Annotated in this window: 22 protein-coding genes and 2 tRNA genes; 9 read left to right on the top strand and 15 right to left on the bottom strand. The window is 66.2% G+C overall.

Annotated features, from left to right (window positions below; translation table 11 throughout):
- Nucleotides 1-58: 58 nt before the first annotated feature.
- From KEC55_RS07835 to ssuD, 6 genes are all read right to left on the bottom strand, one after another.
- Nucleotides 59-307, bottom strand: coding sequence for a hypothetical protein (locus tag KEC55_RS07835; RefSeq protein ID WP_176048195.1), 249 nt, complete (start codon nt 305-307; stop codon nt 59-61).
- Between the two features lie 55 nt (nt 308-362).
- Nucleotides 363-560 (bottom strand): hypothetical protein, encoded by a 198-nt coding sequence (locus tag KEC55_RS07830; protein WP_059234572.1) that lies wholly within the window; start codon nt 558-560, stop codon nt 363-365.
- A 144-nt stretch (nt 561-704) separates the two neighbouring features.
- Nucleotides 705-920, bottom strand: a complete 216-nt coding sequence (locus KEC55_RS07825) for a TOBE domain-containing protein (RefSeq protein WP_006476104.1) — start codon at nt 918-920, stop codon at nt 705-707.
- Nucleotides 921-977: 57 nt separating this feature from the next.
- Nucleotides 978-1937, bottom strand: coding sequence for an ATP-binding cassette domain-containing protein (locus KEC55_RS07820; protein WP_282507402.1), 960 nt, complete (start codon nt 1935-1937; stop codon nt 978-980).
- Nucleotides 1934-2746 carry an aliphatic sulfonate ABC transporter permease SsuC gene (gene ssuC, locus KEC55_RS07815; protein ID WP_282507401.1) on the bottom strand — a complete coding sequence of 271 codons (813 nt, stop codon included), beginning with the start codon at nt 2744-2746 and terminating at the stop codon, nt 1934-1936. The genes KEC55_RS07820 and ssuC overlap by 4 nt, the downstream gene beginning before the upstream one ends.
- Before the next feature lie 17 nt (nt 2747-2763).
- Nucleotides 2764-3921 carry an FMNH2-dependent alkanesulfonate monooxygenase gene (gene ssuD, locus KEC55_RS07810; protein WP_059234577.1) on the bottom strand — a complete coding sequence of 386 codons (1158 nt, stop codon included), beginning with the start codon at nt 3919-3921 and terminating at the stop codon, nt 2764-2766.
- A gap of 341 nt (nt 3922-4262) precedes the next feature.
- Between ssuD and KEC55_RS07805 the strand changes: the two genes are divergently transcribed.
- Entirely contained in the window at nt 4263-4691 is a 429-nt protein-coding gene (locus KEC55_RS07805; RefSeq protein WP_043182670.1) for a hypothetical protein, read from the top strand.
- A gap of 120 nt (nt 4692-4811) precedes the next feature.
- On the opposite strand, the gene KEC55_RS07800 is transcribed toward KEC55_RS07805, so the two are convergent.
- Genes KEC55_RS07800 through KEC55_RS07790 form a run of 3 tightly spaced genes read right to left on the bottom strand, consistent with a single transcriptional unit; the run spans nt 4812 to nt 6825 of the window.
- Nucleotides 4812-5963, bottom strand: a complete 1152-nt coding sequence (locus tag KEC55_RS07800) for an enoyl-CoA hydratase/isomerase family protein (RefSeq protein ID WP_432626287.1) — start codon at nt 5961-5963, stop codon at nt 4812-4814.
- A 22-nt stretch (nt 5964-5985) separates the two neighbouring features.
- On the bottom strand, nt 5986-6318 hold the full coding sequence (locus KEC55_RS07795) for a DMT family transporter (protein ID WP_376698763.1): 333 nt from the start codon (nt 6316-6318) through the stop codon (nt 5986-5988).
- 9 nt (nt 6319-6327) lie between these two features.
- Nucleotides 6328-6825, bottom strand: coding sequence for a heme-degrading domain-containing protein (locus KEC55_RS07790; RefSeq protein WP_282507399.1), 498 nt, complete (start codon nt 6823-6825; stop codon nt 6328-6330).
- Nucleotides 6826-7023: 198 nt separating this feature from the next.
- Here KEC55_RS07790 and KEC55_RS07785 point away from each other — a divergent pair.
- The 7 genes from KEC55_RS07785 (at nt 7024) to KEC55_RS07755 (ending at nt 12318) form a co-directional block, all read left to right on the top strand.
- A tRNA-Met gene (locus KEC55_RS07785) sits at nt 7024-7100 on the top strand.
- A 185-nt stretch (nt 7101-7285) separates the two neighbouring features.
- Nucleotides 7286-7831, top strand: coding sequence for an NUDIX hydrolase (locus tag KEC55_RS07780; protein ID WP_021161562.1), 546 nt, complete (start codon nt 7286-7288; stop codon nt 7829-7831).
- An 11-nt stretch (nt 7832-7842) separates the two neighbouring features.
- Nucleotides 7843-8607, top strand: coding sequence for a leucyl/phenylalanyl-tRNA--protein transferase (gene aat, locus KEC55_RS07775; RefSeq protein ID WP_176048200.1), 765 nt, complete (start codon nt 7843-7845; stop codon nt 8605-8607).
- A gap of 33 nt (nt 8608-8640) precedes the next feature.
- Nucleotides 8641-9471 carry an arginyltransferase gene (locus KEC55_RS07770; protein WP_282507398.1) on the top strand — a complete coding sequence of 277 codons (831 nt, stop codon included), beginning with the start codon at nt 8641-8643 and terminating at the stop codon, nt 9469-9471.
- Nucleotides 9472-9570: 99 nt separating this feature from the next.
- Nucleotides 9571-10608, top strand: coding sequence for a quinone-dependent dihydroorotate dehydrogenase (locus KEC55_RS07765; protein WP_282507397.1), 1038 nt, complete (start codon nt 9571-9573; stop codon nt 10606-10608).
- Nucleotides 10609-10708: 100 nt separating this feature from the next.
- Nucleotides 10709-11503 carry a cystine ABC transporter substrate-binding protein gene (locus KEC55_RS07760; RefSeq protein ID WP_282507396.1) on the top strand — a complete coding sequence of 265 codons (795 nt, stop codon included), beginning with the start codon at nt 10709-10711 and terminating at the stop codon, nt 11501-11503.
- 122 nt (nt 11504-11625) lie between these two features.
- Nucleotides 11626-12318, top strand: a complete 693-nt coding sequence (locus KEC55_RS07755) for an amino acid ABC transporter permease (protein ID WP_176048203.1) — start codon at nt 11626-11628, stop codon at nt 12316-12318.
- 55 nt (nt 12319-12373) lie between these two features.
- On the opposite strand, the gene KEC55_RS07750 is transcribed toward KEC55_RS07755, so the two are convergent.
- From KEC55_RS07750 to rnr, 6 genes are all read right to left on the bottom strand, one after another.
- On the bottom strand, nt 12374-13360 hold the full coding sequence (locus tag KEC55_RS07750; protein ID WP_282507395.1) for a Gfo/Idh/MocA family protein: 987 nt from the start codon (nt 13358-13360) through the stop codon (nt 12374-12376).
- Nucleotides 13361-13461: 101 nt separating this feature from the next.
- Nucleotides 13462-14178, bottom strand: a complete 717-nt coding sequence (locus tag KEC55_RS07745) for a FadR/GntR family transcriptional regulator (protein WP_175961523.1) — start codon at nt 14176-14178, stop codon at nt 13462-13464.
- A gap of 279 nt (nt 14179-14457) precedes the next feature.
- Nucleotides 14458-15153: a ribose-5-phosphate isomerase RpiA gene (rpiA, locus tag KEC55_RS07740; protein WP_282507394.1), complete on the bottom strand. Its 696-nt coding sequence runs from the start codon at nt 15151-15153 to the stop codon at nt 14458-14460.
- A gap of 92 nt (nt 15154-15245) precedes the next feature.
- Nucleotides 15246-16118 carry an N-acetylmuramoyl-L-alanine amidase gene (locus KEC55_RS07735; RefSeq protein WP_282507393.1) on the bottom strand — a complete coding sequence of 291 codons (873 nt, stop codon included), beginning with the start codon at nt 16116-16118 and terminating at the stop codon, nt 15246-15248.
- A gap of 99 nt (nt 16119-16217) precedes the next feature.
- A complete protein-coding gene (rlmB, locus tag KEC55_RS07730) occupies nt 16218-16961 on the bottom strand; it encodes a 23S rRNA (guanosine(2251)-2'-O)-methyltransferase RlmB (RefSeq protein WP_176048207.1) in 744 nt (247 codons plus the stop codon).
- A 149-nt stretch (nt 16962-17110) separates the two neighbouring features.
- On the bottom strand, nt 17111-19588 hold the full coding sequence (rnr, locus tag KEC55_RS07725) for a ribonuclease R (protein ID WP_282507392.1): 2478 nt from the start codon (nt 19586-19588) through the stop codon (nt 17111-17113).
- A 251-nt stretch (nt 19589-19839) separates the two neighbouring features.
- Between rnr and KEC55_RS07720 the strand changes: the two genes are divergently transcribed.
- Nucleotides 19840-19926: transfer RNA gene (locus KEC55_RS07720), tRNA-Leu, on the top strand.
- Nucleotides 19927-20103: the final 177 nt, after the last annotated feature.

Below are 20103 nucleotides of genomic sequence, written 5' to 3'. Positions count from 1 at the left end.
GGCACGGAAACAACCGGGTATTTTACCGCAACACGGGCCGCTCCTGCCCGGCGCCCCGCTAGCCGCCCTCGCCCAGCTCCGCATCGACGGCCCGGCGCGCCTCGTCGAACACGCGCTCGATCACGCGACGCTCGGTCAGCAGCAACCCGTCGACCTTGACGAGCCGCCAGTCGATCCGCACGGCATCGCCTTGCAGCACACGGTAGTGCGCATGCTCGCCGTCCCAGACCTGCTCGGTCTTCACCTCGATCTCGAAGCCGCGGTACGGCTCGCTGAAATCGCCGAGGTCGCTGCCTCTCGGTTCCATCGCACGCTCCGTGGCGACGCGACGCCAGGCCGCTCGTGCAACCGGCGCCGGACGCTCAATCGTATTCGTTGGACAAAAAGGATTTGCCATCGGCCGTCAGGTCGACCCGGTCGGCCGTCGCCTGATAGATCAGCCCCTCGTTCAGCAACGCATAGACGACGTCGTCGAACGCGGCGGGAACCGGCCGGCTTTCGCCGAACTGGTCGATCCATTTCAGCGCCTCGATGGCTTCAGGGGAAAGGATGGGGGTCATGCGTTGGCCTCCGCCGTCGGTTTCGTTCCATCCTAGCACTTCATCCGGACGTCGAATACCGAGGCGAACGCGCTGCGCAAATGCAAATGCGGCGCCGACGGGCACACTGGCCGCCGGCGCCGCACCGGTGCAGGACACGCGCGCTCAGAGGCGCGCGATCGACACTTCAGTGGACTTCACGAGCGCGACGACTTCCGCGCCGACCTTCAGTTCGAGTTCGTCGACCGAGCGGGTCGTGATGACCGACGTGACGATGCCGAACGGCGTCTCCACGTCGACCTCGGAGACCACGGACCCGCGAATGATCTCCTTCACCTTGCCCTTGAACTGGTTACGTACGTTGATTGCAGTGATGCTCATCGGGATGATCGCTCCGAAGAAAAAAGTCTCAGAACGGGCGGCCGGAACCGCCCGGAATTAAACGGCCCAGCGGATCTGCCCGACCGGTCGAACGTTGTCTGCCCAATGCTCCGTGTCCTGATCGGCCGCGCCAGGCCCGCCGGCGAGCACGCGCTTCAGCACGCGATCCTCGAGCGCGGCAAACGCCGCCGATGCGCGGGCACGAGGCCGGTCGAGCGGCACGGGCTGATCGAGCGCCACACGCCCCTGCTCGATCAGCAGGATGCGGTCGCCGAGCGCGACGGCCTCCTGCACATCGTGCGTGACGAGCAGCGCGGTGAATCGATGCTCGCGCCACAGCCGCTCGATCAGCGCATGCATCTCGATGCGGGTGAGCGCGTCGAGCGCGCCGAGCGGCTCGTCGAGCAACAGCAGTTGCGGCCGGTGCACGAGCGCGCGGGCCAGTGCAACGCGCTGCCGCTGGCCGCCCGACAGTTGCGCGGGCCAGTCGTTGGCGCGTTCCAGCAGGCCGACTTCATCGAGCACCGCACGTGCCTGATCGCGCGCGCCGCGCCCGAGGCCCAGCATCACGTTCTGCAGCACGGTCTTCCACGGCAACAGGCGCGCATCCTGGTACATGATCCGCGTATCGAGCACGCCACCGCCCTCGCCGCGCGTCACGAGCACGCCGCTGCTCGGATGCTCGAGTCCCGCGACGAGACGCAGCAGCGTCGATTTCCCGCAGCCGCTGCGGCCGACGATCGCGACGAAGCTGCCGCGTGCGATGCCGAGCTCGACGTTGTCGAGCACGGTACGTGCGCCGAAGCGCTTGCTGACGCCCGACAGCGTCACTGCGTCGTCGGGTGCCGGGCTGCCCGCGCGCCGCCGCGCGAGCGGCACGACCGATGCGCCGCCGTCACGATCGAGAATCGCCGCGTCGCGCGCGTCACCGTCCGCGACGCGTGCCTGCGCCAGTTCGACCTCGAGGTCTGCGCCGGCGAGCGGGCCGTAGGCGGCCGCCGAAGTCGTCGCATTCATGCCTTTGCTCCTGATTGATAAGCGGGGTGCCAGCGCAGCGTCACGCGCTCGAGCCATTTCGCCAGCACGTCGGCCAGCTTGCCGAGCACCGCGTACAGCAGGATGCCGACCACCACCACGTCGGTTTGCAGGAATTCACGTGCGTTCATCGTCATGTAGCCGATGCCCGACTGCGCGGAGATCGTTTCCGCGACGATCAGCATCACCCACATCAGCCCAAGCGCGAAACGCACGCCGACGAGGATCGACGGCAGCGCACCGGGCAGGATCACGTCGCGGTACAGTGCAAAACCGCGCACGCCGTAGCTCTTCGCCATCTCGATCAGGTTCGCGTCGACCGAGCGGATCCCGTGATACGTGTTGATGTAGACCGGAAAGAACACGCCGAGCGCGACGAGGAACAGCTTCGCCTTCTCGTCGATGCCGAACCACAGGATCACGAGCGGAATCATCGCGAGCGCCGGGATGTTGCGGATCATCTGGATCGTCGAATCGAGCGCCACTTCGGCCGCCTTCGACAGGCCGGTCGCGAGCCCGAGCGCAAGGCCGACACCGCCACCGATCGCAAAGCCGAACAGCGCGCGCCACGTGCTGACTTTCACGTTCGCCCACATTTCACCCGACGTCACGAGCGACCAGGCCGCGCGCACGACTGCAACCGGCTCGGGCAGCACGCGGGTCGACAGCCAGCCGGTGCGCGCCCCGACCTCCCAGGCCGCCAGCAGCGCGAGCGGCACGAGCCACGGCGCGATGCTGCGCCACGCGCGAGCAGCCACGACGGCGCCCGTCGTCGACGTTTTCGTTGTCATTGCAAGCCTCCTCTCGCTCAGCTCTGGCTCGCCTTCGGCAGATAGCTGTTGCCGACGATCTCGCCGAACGGCCCCGACAGCGGGCCGGTCGCCTTCTCCGCGCCCTTGCCCTTGATCAGCGGGAACACGAGTTCGGCAAAGCGATACGACTCCTCGAGGTGCGGATAGCCGGACAGGATGAACGTCTCGATGCCGAGATCCGCGTATTCGCGCATGCGTTCCGCGACCTGCTCGGGATTGCCGACGAGCGCCGTGCCCGCGCCGCCACGCACGAGGCCGACGCCGGCCCACAGGTTCGGATACACCTCGAGCGCGTCGCGGCCACCGCGCTTGCCGCCGTGCAGCGCGGCCATCCGGCGCTGGCCTTCGGAATCCATGTTCGCGAACGCCTGCTGGGCACGCGCGATCGTGTCGTCGTCGAGACGGCTGATCAGGCGCTCGGCGTCGCGCCATGCTTCGTCCTCGGTCTCGCGCACGATCACGTGCAGGCGAATGCCGAACTTGATCTTGCGGCCACGTGCTTCGGCGCGGGCGCGGATGTCGGCGATCTTCTTGGCAACGGCCTCGGGCGGCTCGCCCCAGGTCAGGTAGGTGTCGATGTGATCGGCGGCAATCGCGTGGGCGGCCGGCGACGAACCGCCGAACCACAGCGGCGGATGCGGACGCTGCACGGGCGGATAAAGCGCCTTGCCGCCTTTCGACTGAAGGTGCTTACCGATGTAGTCGAAGCCGCCGTTGTCGTGCGACGCGGCCAGCAGCCCGCGCCAGATGTTCAGGAAATCGTCGGTGATCTCGTAGCGCGTGTCGTGATCGGCGAACAGGCCGTCGCCTTCGAGTTCGGCCGCATCGCCACCCGTCACGACGTTGATCAGCAGGCGGCCGCCCGACAGGCGATCGAACGTCGCGGCCATCCGTGCCGCGAGGCCCGGCGAAGCGATGCCGGGGCGCACGGCGACCAGGAATTTCAGGCGCTGCGTCGCAGGGATGAGGCTCGACGCGACGACCCACGCATCCTCGCAGGAGCGGCCGGTCGGCAGCAGCACGCCGTCGTAGCCGAGCGTGTCGGCCGCGACGGCGACCTGCTTGAAGTAATCGTAATCCGCGGCGCGCGCACCTTCGGCCGTGCCGAGATAGCGGCTGTCGCCATGCGTGGGGATAAACCAGAACACATTCATCTGCTGCTCCTGCTTGACTGTCACTGCCGAAATTTGGAAAAAACATCGCCCTGCTCGCGTCGCGGATGCGCGACGCATGCATGGTGTGCGTTCGATTCGGGATGGCTCGCCGGTCAGTCCGTGCAGCGGGCGAGGACGCGATTGCACGGCTGTTTCTGGGAAATCAGTCTAGGGATCGGTGCAGGGCTTTGGAACAATTTTTTTGAGCTTAGGTTTTCCGCTTTCGTGATTAGCACGACGCTGGAGCGAATATCGCCGCGGGCGGGCCCTATAATGGCGCACCTATCCCAATAACTCCGCGCGTACCGCCCCGGCCGTGCGCGCCTGCGGTGCACTCATCGATGCAGAAAGTCATCCTGCCATTCCTGTCCGGCTTCCTGGCCGCCCTGTTCTTCCGCGAGGCGACGCTCGCCCTCCTTCACACGGCTGACCTGATCGCCGCAACCGGCTTCTCGACCCAGCCGTTCGCGCCGCTCGGCATTCCTGAATTTGTCGCGAATGCGCTGATCAGCGCATGCTGCGCCGTTCCGATGGCGTGGCTGCTGCGCGTATCGCCGGAACGCGAGGCATCGTGGATCGGTGCGCTCGTGTTCGGCGGCATCGTGCTGACGGCCGCCCGCGTGTTCGCGATCGACCCGCTGCGCGGCATCTGGCCGTCGGGCAACATGATGCCGGTGCTCGCGGCCGGCTTCGCGGCGAACGCGGTATGGGGCTTCGGCGCGCTCGTGTTCATGCGCGCGTTCATGTCGGACGACGCGGGCGACGAATAACGCTCGCGCGGGCGCTACGCCCTTCGACCGCTGGCCGGTCGGCATCCGCAAAAAAAGGCCGCCTGCAAATGCAGGCGGCCTTTTCGTTTCTGTCTCGCGTGCGGGTCTGCCCGACCGACTTCAGTCCTTCAGATTGCGCAGCGGATGCGTGTCGGGCGTCCACGGGCTGTCGAACATCGTGAGCACGTCGGCGCGATCGACATCGGCGGCCGACTTGAAGCGCCAGTCCGGCTGGTGATCCTTGTCGACGATCAACGCGCGCACGCCTTCGATCACGTCACCGTGGGCGAACGTCGAGCGCGTGAGATCGAGATCGCGTCGCAGGCAATCGGCCATCGTCGCGCCGCGCGCGCGCTCAACGACTTCGAGCGATACGGCCATCGACAACGGCGACAGCTGTTCGCGCATCGCGTGGGTCGCCTTCTCGACCCATCCATCGACGGCCGCGCAATCCTGCTCGGCGTCGAGCGACGCGAGGATCGCGTTGATGTCGGGCTGCGCGAAATGCCGGTCGATCCCGGCGCGCGCATCGGCCAGCGCCGACGTGTCGGGCGTCGGCACGACCTTGTGCGCGGCGGCCGCCTCGGCGACGCATGCCACCGCCTGCGCGCCGTTGTCGATCGGCGCGCTGCGCAGCGTATCGAGCAGCGCCGGCAGCGCGGCATCGGGCAGATAGACATCGGCGAGCTGCGCGTACAGCGCATCGGCTGCACCGAGCGGCGCACCGGTCACGGCGAGATAGCGGCCGATCGCGCCAGGCGTGCGTGCGAGAAACCAGCTCATCCCGACGTCCGGGAACAGGCCGATGCGCGTTTCGGGCATCGCCATCTTCGTCGAGTCGGTCACGACCCGCAGGCCGCCCGTATGCCGCGCTGCCTGTGAAATCCCCATGCCGCCGCCCATCACGACGCCATGCATCAGCGCGATGTACGGCTTCGGATACGTGAAGATCGCATGGTTCAGCGTGTATTCCTCGATGAAGAACGTATCGACCGCATCGCGGTCGCCGCGCTGCCACGCGTCGTGGAAGAATCGCACGTCGCCCCCCGCGCAGAACGCGCGCGGGTGCGGGCTGTGCACGACGACAGCGACGACATCGGGATCGTTGCGCCATGCGTCGAGCGCCTGCTGCATCAGCCGGATCATGCCGACCGACAGCGCATTCAGCGCCTTCGGCCGGTTCAATTCGAGAAAGCCGATGCGGTTCGCGACATACGCGCGGACATCGGGCTGGGCGGATTCAGCGGAAATGGAATCGGTCATGAAAGTCATCCGGCAAACGACAGTCGCACGGTCAGTGCGCCTGCATCTTCGAGAACAGGTTCAGCACCACAACGCCCGAGATGATCAGCCCGAGGCCGATCACCGCCGGCAGGTCCGGCACCTGACGATAAAGCAGCATCGCGACGAGCGTGATCAGCACGATGCCGGCGCCCGACCAGACTGCGTAGATGATGCCGACGGGCATCGTGCGCAACGTGAGCGACAGGCAGTAGAACGCGATGCCGTAACCGGCGACGACGAGCGCCGACGGCCAGAAGCGCGTGAAGCCGTCCGCCGCGCGCAGCGCGGACGTGCCGACAACTTCCGCGACGATCGCGATCGCGAGCCATGCGTAACCGGGCAGTTGCATCGCTCAGCTCCTTGCGAGGGCCAGCACGGCGTAATCGTGGCCGAGTTCCGCGCACAGCGCCTCGACGACGAACTCGTGGTCCGCGCGCTGCGGCAGCCCCGACGCGGTGATCGAGCCGATCACGCCGGCACCGGCGACGGTCAGCGGGAACGAGCCGCCATTCGGCGAATATTCGGCGATCGGCAGCCCGTGCTTGTCCGCGAGCGTGGCGCCGGCCTGCTGCATGCGCAGGCCGATCGCGTACGAGCTGCGGCGAAAATGCGCGACGACGTTGCGCTTGCGGCGCACCCAGTCGGCATTGTCGGGCGTCGCGCCGGCGAGCGCCGCATAAAACAGCGGCTGGCCGAACGTGACGATGTCGAGCGCGACCGCATGGCCGCGCGACGTCGCGAGCGCATGCATCCGGTTGCCGAGCGCCCACGCGCGGGCCGGGTCGAATTGGGGAAACACGAGCGCCTGTTCCTGCGCGCCGATCGATTGCAGATCGTGAGCGATGTCCATGAATCCGTCGTTGCAGTAATGAGAGTCGCAACGGCGCCGATGCGATCGCGCACGGCCCCGCTGCCGGGATGACGACACAAACCGCTCGATTCTAGCGCACGCGCCCCACGTACCGGCCCCACAAGCGCTTGCAACGCGATTGTCAAAAAACGCTTGCATGCATTTCGAAGAGTCCATATAATTCATTTCTTCGACGGACGCGGGGTGGAGCAGTCTGGCAGCTCGTCGGGCTCATAACCCGAAGGTCGTAGGTTCAAATCCTACCCCCGCAACCAACCGTCCAGCATTACGCAAAAAGCCCGGCCCTGCGCCGGGCTTTTTGTTTTTCCGCGCCCGTGCGCCGCGCCCTCTTCGCCCATGCGCGCCTCCGCCTTGCACGACATGCCGCCTGCATGCGCAGGCGTTCAAGAATGCCGCGCCCCGGTGATACACTCGCATCACCTCGTCCCTTCCACTCGACATGAAATTCTGCTCCGTCTGCGGTCACGAAGTCATCGCGCGCATTCCTCCGGGCGACAACCGCGAGCGCTTCGTCTGCGATCACTGCGGCACGATCCACTACCAGAATCCGCGCAACGTCGTCGGCACGGTCCCGGTCTGGGGCGATCAGATCCTGCTGTGCCGCCGCGCGATCGAACCGCGCTACGGGTTCTGGACGCTGCCGGCAGGCTTCATGGAAATGGGCGAGACGACGGCGGAAGCCGCCGCGCGCGAAACGCTCGAGGAAGCCGGCGCGCGCGTCGAGGTGCAGAACCTGTTCACGCTGCTCAATGTGCCGCACGTGCACCAGGTCCACCTGTTCTATCTCGCGCGACTCACCGATCCGGGTTTCGAAGCCGGCGAGGAAAGCCTCGAAGTGAAGCTGTTCGACGAAGCCGACATTCCGTGGGACGAGATCGCGTTCCCGACCGTCAGCCAGACCCTGCGATTCTTCTTCGCCGATCGCGCCGCCGGCGACTACGGCGTGCACACCGGCGATATCTTCCGCTCGCTGCGCAACGGCTGAGCCCGCGACCCATGGTCCCCTGGCTCGGCCCGGACGATCCGTTTCCGCCCATCGAGCGCGCGCTCGGTCCCGCGACCGGCGCGCCCGGGCTGCTCGCCGCGAGCGCCGACCTGCTGCCGTCGCGCCTCATCGACGCGTACCTGCGCGGCATTTTCCCGTGGTACTCGGATGGCCAGCCCGTGCTGTGGTGGAGCCCCGACCCGCGCATGATCCTCGTGCCGGCCGAATTCAAGGTGTCGCCCTCGCTGCGCAAGACGCTGAAGCGCGTACTGCGCGAGCCCGAATGGGAAGTGCGCGTCGACCATGACTTTCCGGGCGTGATGCGCGCGTGCGCACAGGCGCCGCGCCGAGGGCAGCGCGGCACGTGGATCACGGCCGAAATCATCGACGCCTATACGTCGCTCTACCGTTCCGGCAATGCGCACAGCATCGAGACGTGGCACGACGGGCGCCGTGTTGGCGGCCTGTACGGCGTGTCGTTCGGGCGGATGTTTTTCGGCGAATCGATGTATGCGGACGTGACCGACGCGTCGAAGATCGCGCTGGCCACGCTCATCGCGCACCTTCGCGGGCAGGGGCTGGAGATGATAGACTGCCAGCAGAATACGTCGCATCTAGCGTCGCTCGGCGGCCGCGAGATCGCACGCAAGGCGTTTGTCGCTCACGTGCGCAGCGCGGTAGCCGAACCGCCGATTCCGTGGCAGTTCGACAAGCGCGTGCTCGCCGCGCTGACGGGCCCCGCCGAAACGGCGGCGCCCTCCGGGATCGAGCGCTAGCGCGGCACTCCTTCCCTGCATCGAGAGCTGCCCATGACTCACCCGACTGAGCTGCCGCTTTCACCGCTTTCGGCGCTGCAATTCTATGCAACGGCGCCCTATCCGTGCAGCTATCTGGACGGCCGCATCGCACGCTCGCAAGTCGCGACGCCGAGCCATCTGATCAACTCCGACATCTACACCGAGCTCGTCAAGGCCGGCTTCCGTCGCTCGGGCGTGTTCACGTACCGCCCGTACTGCGACGGCTGTCGCGCATGCGTGCCGGTGCGCGTACCCGTGGGCGAGTTCGTGCCGTCGCGCACGCAGCGCAGGATGTGGAAACGGCACCGCGCGCTGATCGCAACGGTTTCGCCGTTGCACTACGACGAAGAGCACTACGCGCTCTACATGCGCTACCAGTCCGCGCGCCACGCGGGCGGCGGCATGGATCGCGACAGCCGCGACCAGTACGAGCAGTTCCTGCTGCAGAGCCGGATCAACTCGCGCCTCGTCGAATTCCGCGACCTCGACGCACCGGGCGGCGAGCCCGGCAAGCTGCGCATGGTCAGCATGATCGACATCCTCGGCGACGGGCTGTCGTCGGTCTACACGTTCTTCGAGCCCGACGACCACCACACGAGCTACGGCACCTACAACATCCTGTGGCAGATCGAGCAGGCAAAGAGCCTCGGCCTGCCGTACGTGTACCTCGGCTACTGGATCCGCGAGAGCCCGAAGATGGCGTACAAGGCGAACTTCCACCCGCTCGAGGGGCTGATCGACGGCCGCTGGAAGACGCTCGACCCGGAACGGATCGACCTGCCGCCGGTCGACGCGGCGCTGGCCCGCGCGCCGTTGCCGGGCGGGCATTCCGGCTCGAATTGATGCGCGCCGCAGGGGGCTACGAAGCGAAGCACGCCCCTGCCGCGCAACTCCCGGTAAAATAGCGGGTTGTCATTCATTCCGGCTGTCCGCCCAATTCCCGTGTTCAGTTCCCTCTATCCGCTGGCCCGCGCATCCCTGTTCAAAATGGATGCGGAAGATGCTCACCACCTCACGCTGCGCGCGCTCGGCGCGGCCGGCCGCACGGGCCTCGCCTGCGCGCTGTCGGCCCGCGTGCCCGACGCGCCGCGCACCGTGATGGGGCTCACGTTCCGCAATCCGGTCGGCCTCGCGGCCGGCCTCGACAAGGACGGCGCAGCCATCGACGGCCTCGCGGCGCTCGGCTTCGGCTTCATCGAGGTCGGCACGGTCACGCCGCGCGCCCAGCCCGGCAACCCGCGCCCGCGGATGTTCCGCCTGCCGCAGGCCGAGGCGCTGATCAACCGGATGGGCTTCAACAATCACGGCGTCGACCAGTTCGTGAAGAACGTTCAGGCCGCCCGTTATCGCGGCATCCTGGGCCTGAACATCGGCAAGAACGCCGACACGCCGATCGAGCGCGCCGCCGAGGACTACCTGTACTGTCTCGAGCGCGTGTACCCGTTCGCGAGCTACGTGACGATCAACATCTCGTCGCCGAACACGAAGAACCTGCGCCAGCTGCAAGGCGCCGGCGAACTCGACGCCCTGCTCGCCGCGCTGAAGGACAAGCAGCAACGCCTCGCCGACATGCACGGCAAGCTCGTGCCGCTCGCGCTGAAGATCGCGCCCGATCTCGACGACGAACAGGTCAAGGAAATCGGCGACACGCTGCTGCGCCACAAGATCGAAGCGGTCATCGCCACCAACACGACGCTGTCGCGCGCGGCCGTCCAGGGCCTGCCGCATGCGGACGAAGCCGGCGGCCTGTCGGGTCGCCCGGTGTTCGACGCGTCGAACGAAGTGATCCGCAAGCTGCACGCCGAAGTCGGCAACGACGTGCCGATCATCGGCGTCGGCGGCATTTTCTCGGGCGAGGACGCCCGCGCGAAGCTCGCGGCCGGCGCGGCGCTCGTCCAGCTTTACACCGGCTTCATTTACCGCGGCCCGGCGCTCGTGTCGGAGTGCGTGAAGGCGATCGCCCGCGAACGCACCGCGTAATATAGACATAAACAAACTGTATTTAATGATCGATAGCGTTTTTGCTATCATCAGCCGCACTATCAGAATCATTGACCCGGACAGGGCAAGGACACACACGATGAAATTTTCGCTGCTGAAGAAGCTGCTGGTTGCCGGCCTGATCGGCACGTCGTTCGCCGCCGCGACCGCGCATGCGGCCGACCTCCTCGATCAGGTCAAACAGCGCGGCACGCTGCGCGTCGGCCTCGAAGGCACGTTCCCGCCGTTCAACTCGAAGAACCCGCAAGGCGAACTCGTCGGCTTCGACGTCGACATCGCGAAAGCCGTGGCCGCGAAGCTCGGCGTGAAGGCAGAATTCGTGACGACCGAATGGAGCGGCATCATCGCCGGCCTGCAAGCCGGCAAGTTCGACGTGATCGCCAACCAGGTCGGCATCACCGACAAGCGCAAGGAAACGCTCGACTTCTCGCCGGCGTACACGTTCTCGTCCGCGCAGCTGATCCAGCGCAAGGACGACACGCGCGAATTCAAGTCGCTGGATGACCTGAAGGGCAAGAAGCTCGGCGTCGCGCTCGGCACGAACTACATGGACATGGCGAAGTCGGTGCCCGGCATCGACGTGAAGACGTACCCGGGCGCGCCCGAGTACCTGCGCGATCTCGCGGCCGGCCGCCTCGACGCAGCGCTCAACGACCGCCTGATGCTCGCGTACCTGACGAAGAACTCGCAGCTGCCGCTGCGCCCGGGTGCGAACGTCGGCTCGGCGAACCCGTCGGGCATCCCGTTCAAGAAGGGCAACCCGAAGTTCCAGAAGGCGATCGACGACGCGATGGCGCAACTCCAGGCCGACGGCACGTTCACGAAGATCTCGGACAAGTGGTTCGGCATCGACGTGACCAAACCGATCAAGTAAGTACGCCTGCATTGCCCGCCTGACGGCGGGGCGGAAAGGGCGGCATCCGTTACGATGCCGCCCTTTGTTTTATTCGTCCGGTTTATGATTGCGCTTTCGCGCACGCATTCGATTCGCATTCCATGTCGACAACGTCCCTGCTCGTCCAATCGCTGCCGGTGCTCGCCCAGGGCGCCGTACTGACCGTCAAGTTCGCCGTGCTGTCGATGGTGTTCGGCCTCTTTGGCGCCGTCGTGCTCGCGATGATGGGCATCCGGCAAAGCGAAGCACTCGACGGCTTCGAACGCGTCTGGGTCAACGCGCTCGCGTGGCTCGCACGCGCGTACGTGAGCCTGATGCGCGGCACGCCGCTGCTCGTGCAGATCTTCGTCATCTACTACGGGCTGCCGAGCCTCGGCATCTCGCTCGACCCGACGCCGGCCGGCGTCATCGCGCTGTCCGCGAACGTCGCGGCTTACATGTCCGAAAGCATGCGCGGCGCCATCAACGGAATCGCGCGCGGCCAATGGCTCGCCGCGTACAGCCTCGGGCTGTCGTGGGGGCAGACGCTACGCTACGTGATCGGCCCGCAGGCGCTGCGCATCGCGGTGCCGAGCCTGTCGAACAGCCTGATCAGCCTGATCAAGGACACGTCGCTCGTCTCCGTGATCACCGTCACCGAACTGCTGCGCAGCGCCCAGGAAGTCATCGCGGCGACCTATCAGCCGCTGCCGCTCTATCTCGCCGCCGCGGCCGTGTACTGGATCCTGTGCCAGATCCTCGAATGGGTGCAGCGCTGGTACGAAAAACGCCTGTCGCTGCCGTCGCGGCACTGAGCGCACGCGATTCCGCCGGGCCGCGCACGCGCGCCCGGCGCCCCATTTTTCCCGCCTACTCGCCCGAATAACGCACGCCGAGCGCGGCGCGCGCCGCATCGGTCATCGCGATCATCTGCCGCGAATGGTCGTGCGTCATGATCGGGCTTTCCGTCTTGCCCGCGCGCAGCAGGTCGCAGAAATGCGCGGTCTCGTAGTTCAACCCGCCGCCGTCGACCGGTGCATCGAGTTCGACGGTACGCCCGTCCGCATAGCGGATCGTCGCGCGTGCGGGGTTCCACCACTTCTCGTGGATCGTCACATGGCCGCCGGCCGCGGCGATCAGCGCGTCGCCGCGCCCCATCACATCGAGCCCGCAAAAAAGCTGGGCGATCCCGCCGTTCGCATGCACGCTGTTCAGGCTCGCGAACACGTCGACGCCCGTCGCGCCGACGCGGCCGAGCGTCTGCACGTCGAGCGCCGCGCCAAGCCAGTCGACCGCGAGAAACGCCTCGTAGATCCCGATATCGAGCAGCGCGCCGCCCGCGCGGTCGAGGCGATAGACGGAATGGTCGCCGGGCACCGACGACGATGCGCATCCCGCACGGACGAGCCGGATCTCGCCGATCGGATCGTTATGGAGATGCGCCCGCAATTGACGGTACAGCGGAAAGAACGGCGGCTTCATCGCTTCCATGAACAGCAATCCGGCGTCGCGTGCCGCCTGCAGCACGGTGTCGAGTTGCGCCCCATTCAGCGTCGCGGGCTTTTCGCACAGCACGGCCTTGCCGGCGGCCAGTGCGGCCAGCGTGTACTGCGCGTGACTGTCATGGAGTGTCGCGATATAAACCGCGTCGATATCGCTCGCGAGGAGCGCTTCGAGGCTCGCGGCTGGCGTGCCGCCGCAAGTGCCGCAAAAGGCTGCCGCAGCGTCGGCGCGGCGGGCCCAGGCACCGGCGAGCGTGGCACCGGGCACGTGCGGGAGGCTTTGCGCGAAGCGGCGCGCAATGCTGCCCGCGCCGACGATGCCGAAGCGCACCGGGCGTTGGTCGTTGTCGTTCATCCTGATCTTCCGTGTCGGTCGTATGACGGTGACCGGCACGCTGCCGGTCGGCCGTCATGATAAACGGCTCGCCAGCACTCGGAAGAGCGACACGAACAACGTCAGGCACGCACCGGCACGTCGACGGAGAAATCGCGCGAGATTTCGTCGGCGCTGAAATCGATCAGCGCGAGCGACGCCGCTTCGGCTTCGCGCGGATCGCGCCGCTCGATCGCATCGACGACGCGCGCATGCGCCTTCACCGCGATCTCGTGCGCCCCTTCCTTCTGCACCACGCGCGGATTCACGAGGCGCACTGCACCGCGCACGATCGCCGCCATCTGCTGGAAGAACTGGTTGCCGCTTGCCTGCACGATCCGCGTGTGCAGCAACTCGTCCGCCGTGTCGTAGCCGGGGTCTCCCGGCTGCAGCACCTTGAACGCATCGAACGCTTCGCGAATGCCCGCGATGTCGGCTGCCGTCGCACGCACCGCCGCCTGCGCGGTCGCACGTGGTTCGATCAGCATCCGGAATTCGATGACGTCGCGCATGAACTGCGGATCGGGTTTTGCCCGAAACCGCCAGCTCACGACGTCTTCGTCGATCATGCGCCAGTCGCGCATTGGCCGCACGCGCGTGCCGACTTTCGGCCGCACGTCCAGCATGTCGCGCGCAAGCAACATCGACAACGCTTCCCGCATCACAGTGCGGCTCACATCGAACTCTTTCGACAGCACGTCCTGTGGCGGCAAGATGCCGCCGTACTTGTCTTCGACGATACCCGAGACAAGCCCATCCATCACTTTGGCGACCAGTGACCGGTCTTTGCCCTGCTCCATGACACCTCCCCGTGCGTCGATTTGCGAACACCTGCTCCGCAGTTCCGCCGGCCCTGGTTACTACTGTTCTTATGATCTATAAGTTGATGAGTTCGAGGATATTTCGCTATCTGGTAAACACCTGACAGGGTTATCCCTCTTTTTGACGGGGTGATTTATACGTCTAAAAAAAAGACCCGGAAAGCGCGCCGCGCCTGCCGGGTCCCGATTTCCACAAGATTTAAACATTCAGTCCATTACGGTCGATAACGTGCCGCTACGGACTGCTTGCCATTTCTTTCAATTAGCCGAATAAACGATCGTTTCAACGCCGTTTTCCGTGCCGAGCAAGCACAGATTCGCGCCGCGCTGGGCGAACAGGCCGACCGTCACGACGCCCGGCCATGCATTCACCTGCGCTTCGAAGCCGCGCGGATCGGCGATCTGCAGCCCCTTCACGTCGATGATCTCGTTGCCGTTGTCGGTGATGTACGGTGCGCCGTCTTTCGTCACGCGCAGCACGGGCACGCCGCCGAGCGCGGTCACGCGCCGGCCGATCGCCGTACGCGCCATCGGCACGACCTCGATCGGCAGCGGGAACGCGCCGAGCACCGGCACGCGCTTGCTGCCGTCCGCGATGCAGACGAACGTGTCGGCCACCGACGCGACGATCTTCTCGCGCGTCAGCGCACCGCCGCCGCCCTTGATCATCGCGCCGCTCGCGTCGATCTCGTCGGCGCCGTCGACGTACACCTGCAGCGAGTCGACCTCGTTCAGGTCGAATACCTTGATGCCGTGCGATTTCAGGCGCTCGGTCGTGGCAACGGAACTCGACACGGCGCCGCGATAGCGCGACTTGACGACGGCGAGCGCGTCGATGAAACAGTTGGCGGTCGAGCCGGTGCCGACGCCGATCACGGCGCCTTCCGGCACGTTCTGGATCACGTAGTCGGCGGCGGCCTGGCCGACGAGGCGTTTGAGTTCGTCTTGAGTCATGGAGTGGTCGTGCTGCGGGATTACGGAAAACCGCCAGTTTACCGGACTCGGATGACGGCCCGGGTTTTTCGGCGCGTGACGCGCCCGCGTATTCAGGGTGCGCCTGCCGCGGGCGCGTTGTCCGACGGTTGCGCGCCGGGAAAGTATTTGTCGAGCAACGCCTGCGCAATTGCATCGGTTTCGGCGTCCGGATTGCCCGCATAGTCCGACGGCCGGAAATGCATCTGGAATGCCGCGAACACGCGCCGCGTGCGTGCGTCGAGCACGCCGTCGGTCGGCACGTCGTAGCCGTAGCGCGCGAGCCTGAGCTGCAGTTCGCGCACATCGACGGGCGTACGCGGATCGCGGCCGCCAAGCCGCGCGGCCACGGTCGCCTCGTCCGGCCACGCGCCGACGCCGGCCTGCGCGAGCGCACGCCATGGAAATAACGGCCCCGGATCGATCTTGCGTTGCGGTGCGATGTCGCTGTGCCCGACCACGCGCGTCGGCGGGATGCCGTAGCGCGCGACGATGTCCTTCGACAGGTTGATCAATGCGTGGACCTGTTCGGGCGGATACGGCTGCCAGGTACGATTCTGCGAATCGAGCGGGCCGCGGTTCACGTTCTCGATGCCGATCGACACCGCGTTCAGCTCCGTCGTGCCCTGCCACTCGCTCACGCCTGAATGCCACGCGCGTTGCGCTTCAGGAACAAGCTGGTAGACCACGGGCATCCCGTGTTCGGTGCGCGGCTGCGGCGGGATGACGTAATGCACGCTGACCGAATCGCCCGTCAGCGTGCGCAACGACTTCGCCTCGTCGCTTTCGGTGTAATGCATCACAAGAAAGCGAACCCGCGAATCGGCACCGCGCGCATGCAGGCTCGTGTCGGCGTAGTACGTGCCGCGTTCGACGAGCGACGGCGACGTGCAGGCCGCCAGCAGGCACAACCCGGCGCAAGAGGCGCCAACACGAAACAGGTGCATCGGTCACGGGTTCCGCAGAGGCGCGTGCCACACCGCATCACGGCACGCGTCGTTCGGGTCATTCGAGGCCCGCGCGGATCGCGCGGGACCGAGCTGGCGTCAGCCCTTCACGCGCCGCTGGCGCACGGCCTCGTACAGGCACACGCCGCTGGCGACCGACACGTTCAGGCTTTCCACGCTGCCGGCCATCGGGATGCTCATCACTTCGTCGCAGGTATCGCGCGTGAGCCGGCGCATGCCTTCGCCTTCGGCGCCCATCACGAGCGCAACGGGGCCGTCGAGCTTGGTTTCATAGAGCGTCGCCGACGCCTCGTCCGACGTGCCGATGATCCACACGCCGGCTTCCTTCAGCTCGCGCAGCGCACGGGCGAGGTTCGTCACCGTGATGTACGGCACCGTGTCGGCGGCGCCGCTTGCCACTTTGGCTGCCGTCGCGTTCAGGCCGACTGCACGGTCGCGCGGGGCGATCACCGCATGCGCGCCGGCCGAATCGGCGACACGCAGGCATGCGCCGAGGTTGTGCGGATCGGTGACGCCGTCGAGTACGAGCAGCAGCGCCGGGCCGTGGATGCCGTCGAGCAGCTCCGACAGGTTCTGCGCGAGCGGCATGTCCTCGACACGCGCGACGACGCCCTGGTGGCGCTCGGTGTGAGCAAGGCCCCACAGGCGCGTTTCGTCGGCTGCAATCAACCGCACGCCCGCTTCCTTCGCGGTGTGCAGGAAGTCCTGCATGCGGCGGTCGCGGCGCGTCTGGTCGTACAGCACCTCCGCAACCGTCGATGCATCGTGCCGCAAACGTGCGGTCACCGCATGAAAACCGTAAAGAACCTTCAGACGTGACATGACTGGAACAACCTTCGATCAAACGTGCGGTCGCGCAACGCGCGCAACCACGATCCATGGAAAAAGGAAAGCGCCGCGCTGCCGGCCGATGACCGGTGACGCGGCGTCTCTCGATACTGCAGGGCATGCGCGTGCGCCGCCCCGAACGCTCAATACTTCTTGCGGGCGCGAGTCTTCTTCGCGGTCGGCTTCGCGGGCGCACCGCCCCCGGCCTTCTTCTTCGCGGCACCACGCGCGGCGCGCGCTTCCTGCACCGCGACGCTCGGCGCGCTCGCCGCTTTCTTGCGACGCGGCGCCGACTCTTCCGACGACGACGGCGGCAGCGCGCGCACGCGCGGGCCGTTGCCGTTGCGATCGGCACCGCCGGCAGCCGGCGCGGGCGACGGACGCGGCGCCTTCACCGGCGTATCGCGCACGAGGCGGAAGTCGATCTTTCGCGCGTCGAGATCGACGCGGCTCACCTGGACGCGCACGCGATCCGACAGACGATAGCGAATGCCTGTCCGTTCACCGCGCAGCTCGTTCTTGATCTCGTCGTACTGGAAGTAGTCCGAGCCGAGTTCCGTGACGTGCACGAGCCCTTCGATGAACAGCGTGTCGAGCTGCACGAAGATGCCGAACGACGTGACGCCGTTCACCATCCCGCCGTACTCCTCGCCGAGCTTGTCACGCATGAAGTAGCACTTGAGCCATGCCTCGACGTCGCGCGACGCTTCGTCCGCACGACGCTCGTTCGCCGAGCAGTGCAGGCCGAGTTCTTCCCAGATCGCCGTGTTCGAGCGCGAGCGGCCGCGCGATTCGTCGTCGGCCTGCTGCATGGCGCGCGCACGCGGCGACAGCGCAGTGTTCAGCTCGAAGCCGTCCGGCGCCTTCGGCGTGTACTTCTTGCCGGACAGGATCGCGTAGATCGCACGGTGCGTGAGCAGGTCGGGATAACGGCGGATCGGGCTCGTGAAGTGCGCGTACGCCTCGTAGGCGAGACCGAAGTGGCCGATGTTGTCCGGGCTGTAGACGGCCTGCTGCATCGAGCGCAGCAGCATCGGCTGCAGCATCTGTGCATCGGGCCGGTCGCGGATCTGCGCCATCAGCGCCGCGTAGTCGCTCGCATGCGGCTTGTCGCCGCCACCGAGCGACAGGCCCATGCCGCGCAGGAAGGCACGCAGGTTCTCGAGCTTCTCCGGCGTCGGCCCCGCGTGCACGCGGTACAGGCCCGGATGCTTGTTGCGCTTCAGGAAATCGGCCGCGCAGACGTTCGCGGCCAGCATGCATTCCTCGATCAGCTTGTGCGCGTCGTTGCGCTGACGCGGCACGATCTGCTCGATCTTGCCCTGCGAGTTGCAGACGATGTAGGTCTCGGTCGTGTCGAAGTCGATCGCACCGCGCTTCTGACGGGCGGCGAACAGCGACTTGTAGACGCCGTACAGATCCTGCAGATGCGGCAGCAGGTCCGCGCGGCGCGCGGCCTCCGGGCCCTTCGTGTTCGACAGCACGGCCGCGACTTCGGTGTACGTGAGACGTGCAGCCGAATGGATCACGGCCGGGTAGAACTGGTACGCCTTGATCTCGCCGCGCGCGGTGATCACCATGTCGCACGCGAGCACGCAGCGGTCGACGTGCGGATTCAGCGAGCACAGGCCGTTCGACAGCTTCTCCGGCAGCATCGGGATCACGCGGCGCGGGAAATACACCGACGTGCTGCGTTCGAGCGCGTCGGCATCGAGGCCCGTGCCCGGCTGTACGTAGTGCGACACGTCCGCGATCGCGACGATCAGCCGATAGCCGTCGCCACGCCCGACCTTGACCGGCTCGCAGTAGACGGCGTCGTCGAAGTCGCGGGCGTCCTCGCCGTCGATCGTCACGAGCGGCACGTCGCGCAGGTCGACGCGGAAGCGCAGATCGGTCGGCCGCACCTTGTCGGGCAGCGCGGCGGCTTCGTCGAGCGCCGGCTGGCTGAATTCGTGCGGCACGCCGTACTTGCGCACCGCGATTTCGATTTCCATGCCTGGATCGTCGATGTCGCCGAGCACTTCGACGACACGGCCGAGCGGCTGCGAATGACGGCTCGGGAAATCGGTCAGCTCGACGACGACGACCTGCCCGACCTTCGCCTTCTTCACGTTCTGCGTGATCAGGATGTCGTGGCCGATGCGCTTGTCTTCCGGCGCGACGATCAGCGCACCGTTCTCGTTGAGCAGGCGGCCGATCACGCGCTTGTTCGCGCGTTCGGTGACTTCGACCACATGCCCTTCGGGGCGGCCGCGGCGATCGTAGCCGACGATTCGCGCGAGCACGCGATCGTTGTGCATCACCTTTTGCATTTCGCCGTTCGGCAGGAACAGGTCGTCCTGGCCGTCGTCGCGGATCACGAACCCGTAGCCGTCGCGATGCCCCTGCACGCGCCCGGCGACGAAGTTCGACGGATGGGTCAACTGATAATGGCCGCGCTTGTCGAGGCGGATCTGGCCGTCGCGCTCCATCGCGGCGACACGCCGGAAGAACCCCTCGCGCTCCTGACGCTTGATCGACAGGGCTTCGGCGATGTCGTTGGCAGCCAGCGACGCGTCGCTCGTACGCAGCACGCCGAGAATTTCTTCACGGCTCGGAATGGGGTACGGATATTTGCTCAAGGGTTTGTCGATGATTGTTCTCGTTGCGTTGACTGATGGTGCACGGCATCAACATAGAGGTGTCCGTCAGACAGTTCTATATTGACGGCGGCGGGTCATTCTATCACCCGCCTGTGTCGCCAAATGACGGGGAATGCCGCGAGCAGGCGCGACGGCGGCCGGTTTGCGATGCATCGCAAAAAAGTGTTGACACGAATAATTGGGGCGCTATAATTTCGCTTCTTTGCAGCAAGCAGCTCACTGCAAAACGTGCCCAGGTGGCGGAATTGGTAGACGCACTAGGTTCAGGTCCTAGCGGTGGCAACATCGTGGAGGTTCGAGTCCTCTCCTGGGCACCATCTGTTTTATAAAAAGGTCGGCTTCTAGCCGGCCTTTTTTCATTTCAAGCCCAGGAAGCAAAGCGCCTGCGCGCTTTGCGTGAGGACTCGAAAGGCTGCGCTTGCAAGTACGGGGTCGCGCATGTGTGACCGAGCCCTCTCCTGGGCACCACTCGATTGATAAGAAAGGCCGGCTTT

The organism is Burkholderia cepacia (genome assembly GCF_029962485.1).
Classification (GTDB): Bacteria; Pseudomonadota; Gammaproteobacteria; order Burkholderiales; family Burkholderiaceae; genus Burkholderia.
The sequence above is the reverse complement of the archived record's forward strand: the minus strand, read 5'-3'. Positions and strand labels throughout refer to the sequence as shown.

What these genes read in the sequence shown, in the direction of transcription:
- KEC55_RS07735 (WP_282507393.1), bottom strand. Translation starts at nt 16,118, where the DNA reads ATGCACCTGTTTCGTGTTGGCGCCTCTTGCGCCGGGTTGTGCCTGCTG.
- KEC55_RS07835 (WP_176048195.1), bottom strand. Translation starts at nt 307, where the DNA reads ATGGAACCGAGAGGCAGCGACCTCGGCGATTTCAGCGAGCCGTACCGC.
- KEC55_RS07805 (WP_043182670.1), top strand. Translation starts at nt 4,263, where the DNA reads ATGCAGAAAGTCATCCTGCCATTCCTGTCCGGCTTCCTGGCCGCCCTG.
- KEC55_RS07745 (WP_175961523.1), bottom strand. Translation starts at nt 14,178, where the DNA reads ATGGAGCAGGGCAAAGACCGGTCACTGGTCGCCAAAGTGATGGATGGG.
- KEC55_RS07830 (WP_059234572.1), bottom strand. Translation starts at nt 560, where the DNA reads ATGACCCCCATCCTTTCCCCTGAAGCCATCGAGGCGCTGAAATGGATC.
- rlmB (WP_176048207.1), bottom strand. Translation starts at nt 16,961, where the DNA reads ATGTCACGTCTGAAGGTTCTTTACGGTTTTCATGCGGTGACCGCACGT.
- KEC55_RS07820 (WP_282507402.1), bottom strand. Translation starts at nt 1,937, where the DNA reads ATGAATGCGACGACTTCGGCGGCCGCCTACGGCCCGCTCGCCGGCGCA.
- KEC55_RS07770 (WP_282507398.1), top strand. Translation starts at nt 8,641, where the DNA reads ATGACTCACCCGACTGAGCTGCCGCTTTCACCGCTTTCGGCGCTGCAA.
- rpiA (WP_282507394.1), bottom strand. Translation starts at nt 15,153, where the DNA reads ATGACTCAAGACGAACTCAAACGCCTCGTCGGCCAGGCCGCCGCCGAC.
- KEC55_RS07755 (WP_176048203.1), top strand. Translation starts at nt 11,626, where the DNA reads ATGTCGACAACGTCCCTGCTCGTCCAATCGCTGCCGGTGCTCGCCCAG.
- aat (WP_176048200.1), top strand. Translation starts at nt 7,843, where the DNA reads ATGGTCCCCTGGCTCGGCCCGGACGATCCGTTTCCGCCCATCGAGCGC.
- KEC55_RS07825 (WP_006476104.1), bottom strand. Translation starts at nt 920, where the DNA reads ATGAGCATCACTGCAATCAACGTACGTAACCAGTTCAAGGGCAAGGTG.
- ssuD (WP_059234577.1), bottom strand. Translation starts at nt 3,921, where the DNA reads ATGAATGTGTTCTGGTTTATCCCCACGCATGGCGACAGCCGCTATCTC.
- KEC55_RS07800 (WP_432626287.1), bottom strand. Translation starts at nt 5,963, where the DNA reads ATGACTTTCATGACCGATTCCATTTCCGCTGAATCCGCCCAGCCCGAT.
- KEC55_RS07790 (WP_282507399.1), bottom strand. Translation starts at nt 6,825, where the DNA reads ATGGACATCGCTCACGATCTGCAATCGATCGGCGCGCAGGAACAGGCG.
- ssuC (WP_282507401.1), bottom strand. Translation starts at nt 2,746, where the DNA reads ATGACAACGAAAACGTCGACGACGGGCGCCGTCGTGGCTGCTCGCGCG.
- KEC55_RS07760 (WP_282507396.1), top strand. Translation starts at nt 10,709, where the DNA reads ATGAAATTTTCGCTGCTGAAGAAGCTGCTGGTTGCCGGCCTGATCGGC.
- KEC55_RS07780 (WP_021161562.1), top strand. Translation starts at nt 7,286, where the DNA reads ATGAAATTCTGCTCCGTCTGCGGTCACGAAGTCATCGCGCGCATTCCT.
- KEC55_RS07750 (WP_282507395.1), bottom strand. Translation starts at nt 13,360, where the DNA reads ATGAACGACAACGACCAACGCCCGGTGCGCTTCGGCATCGTCGGCGCG.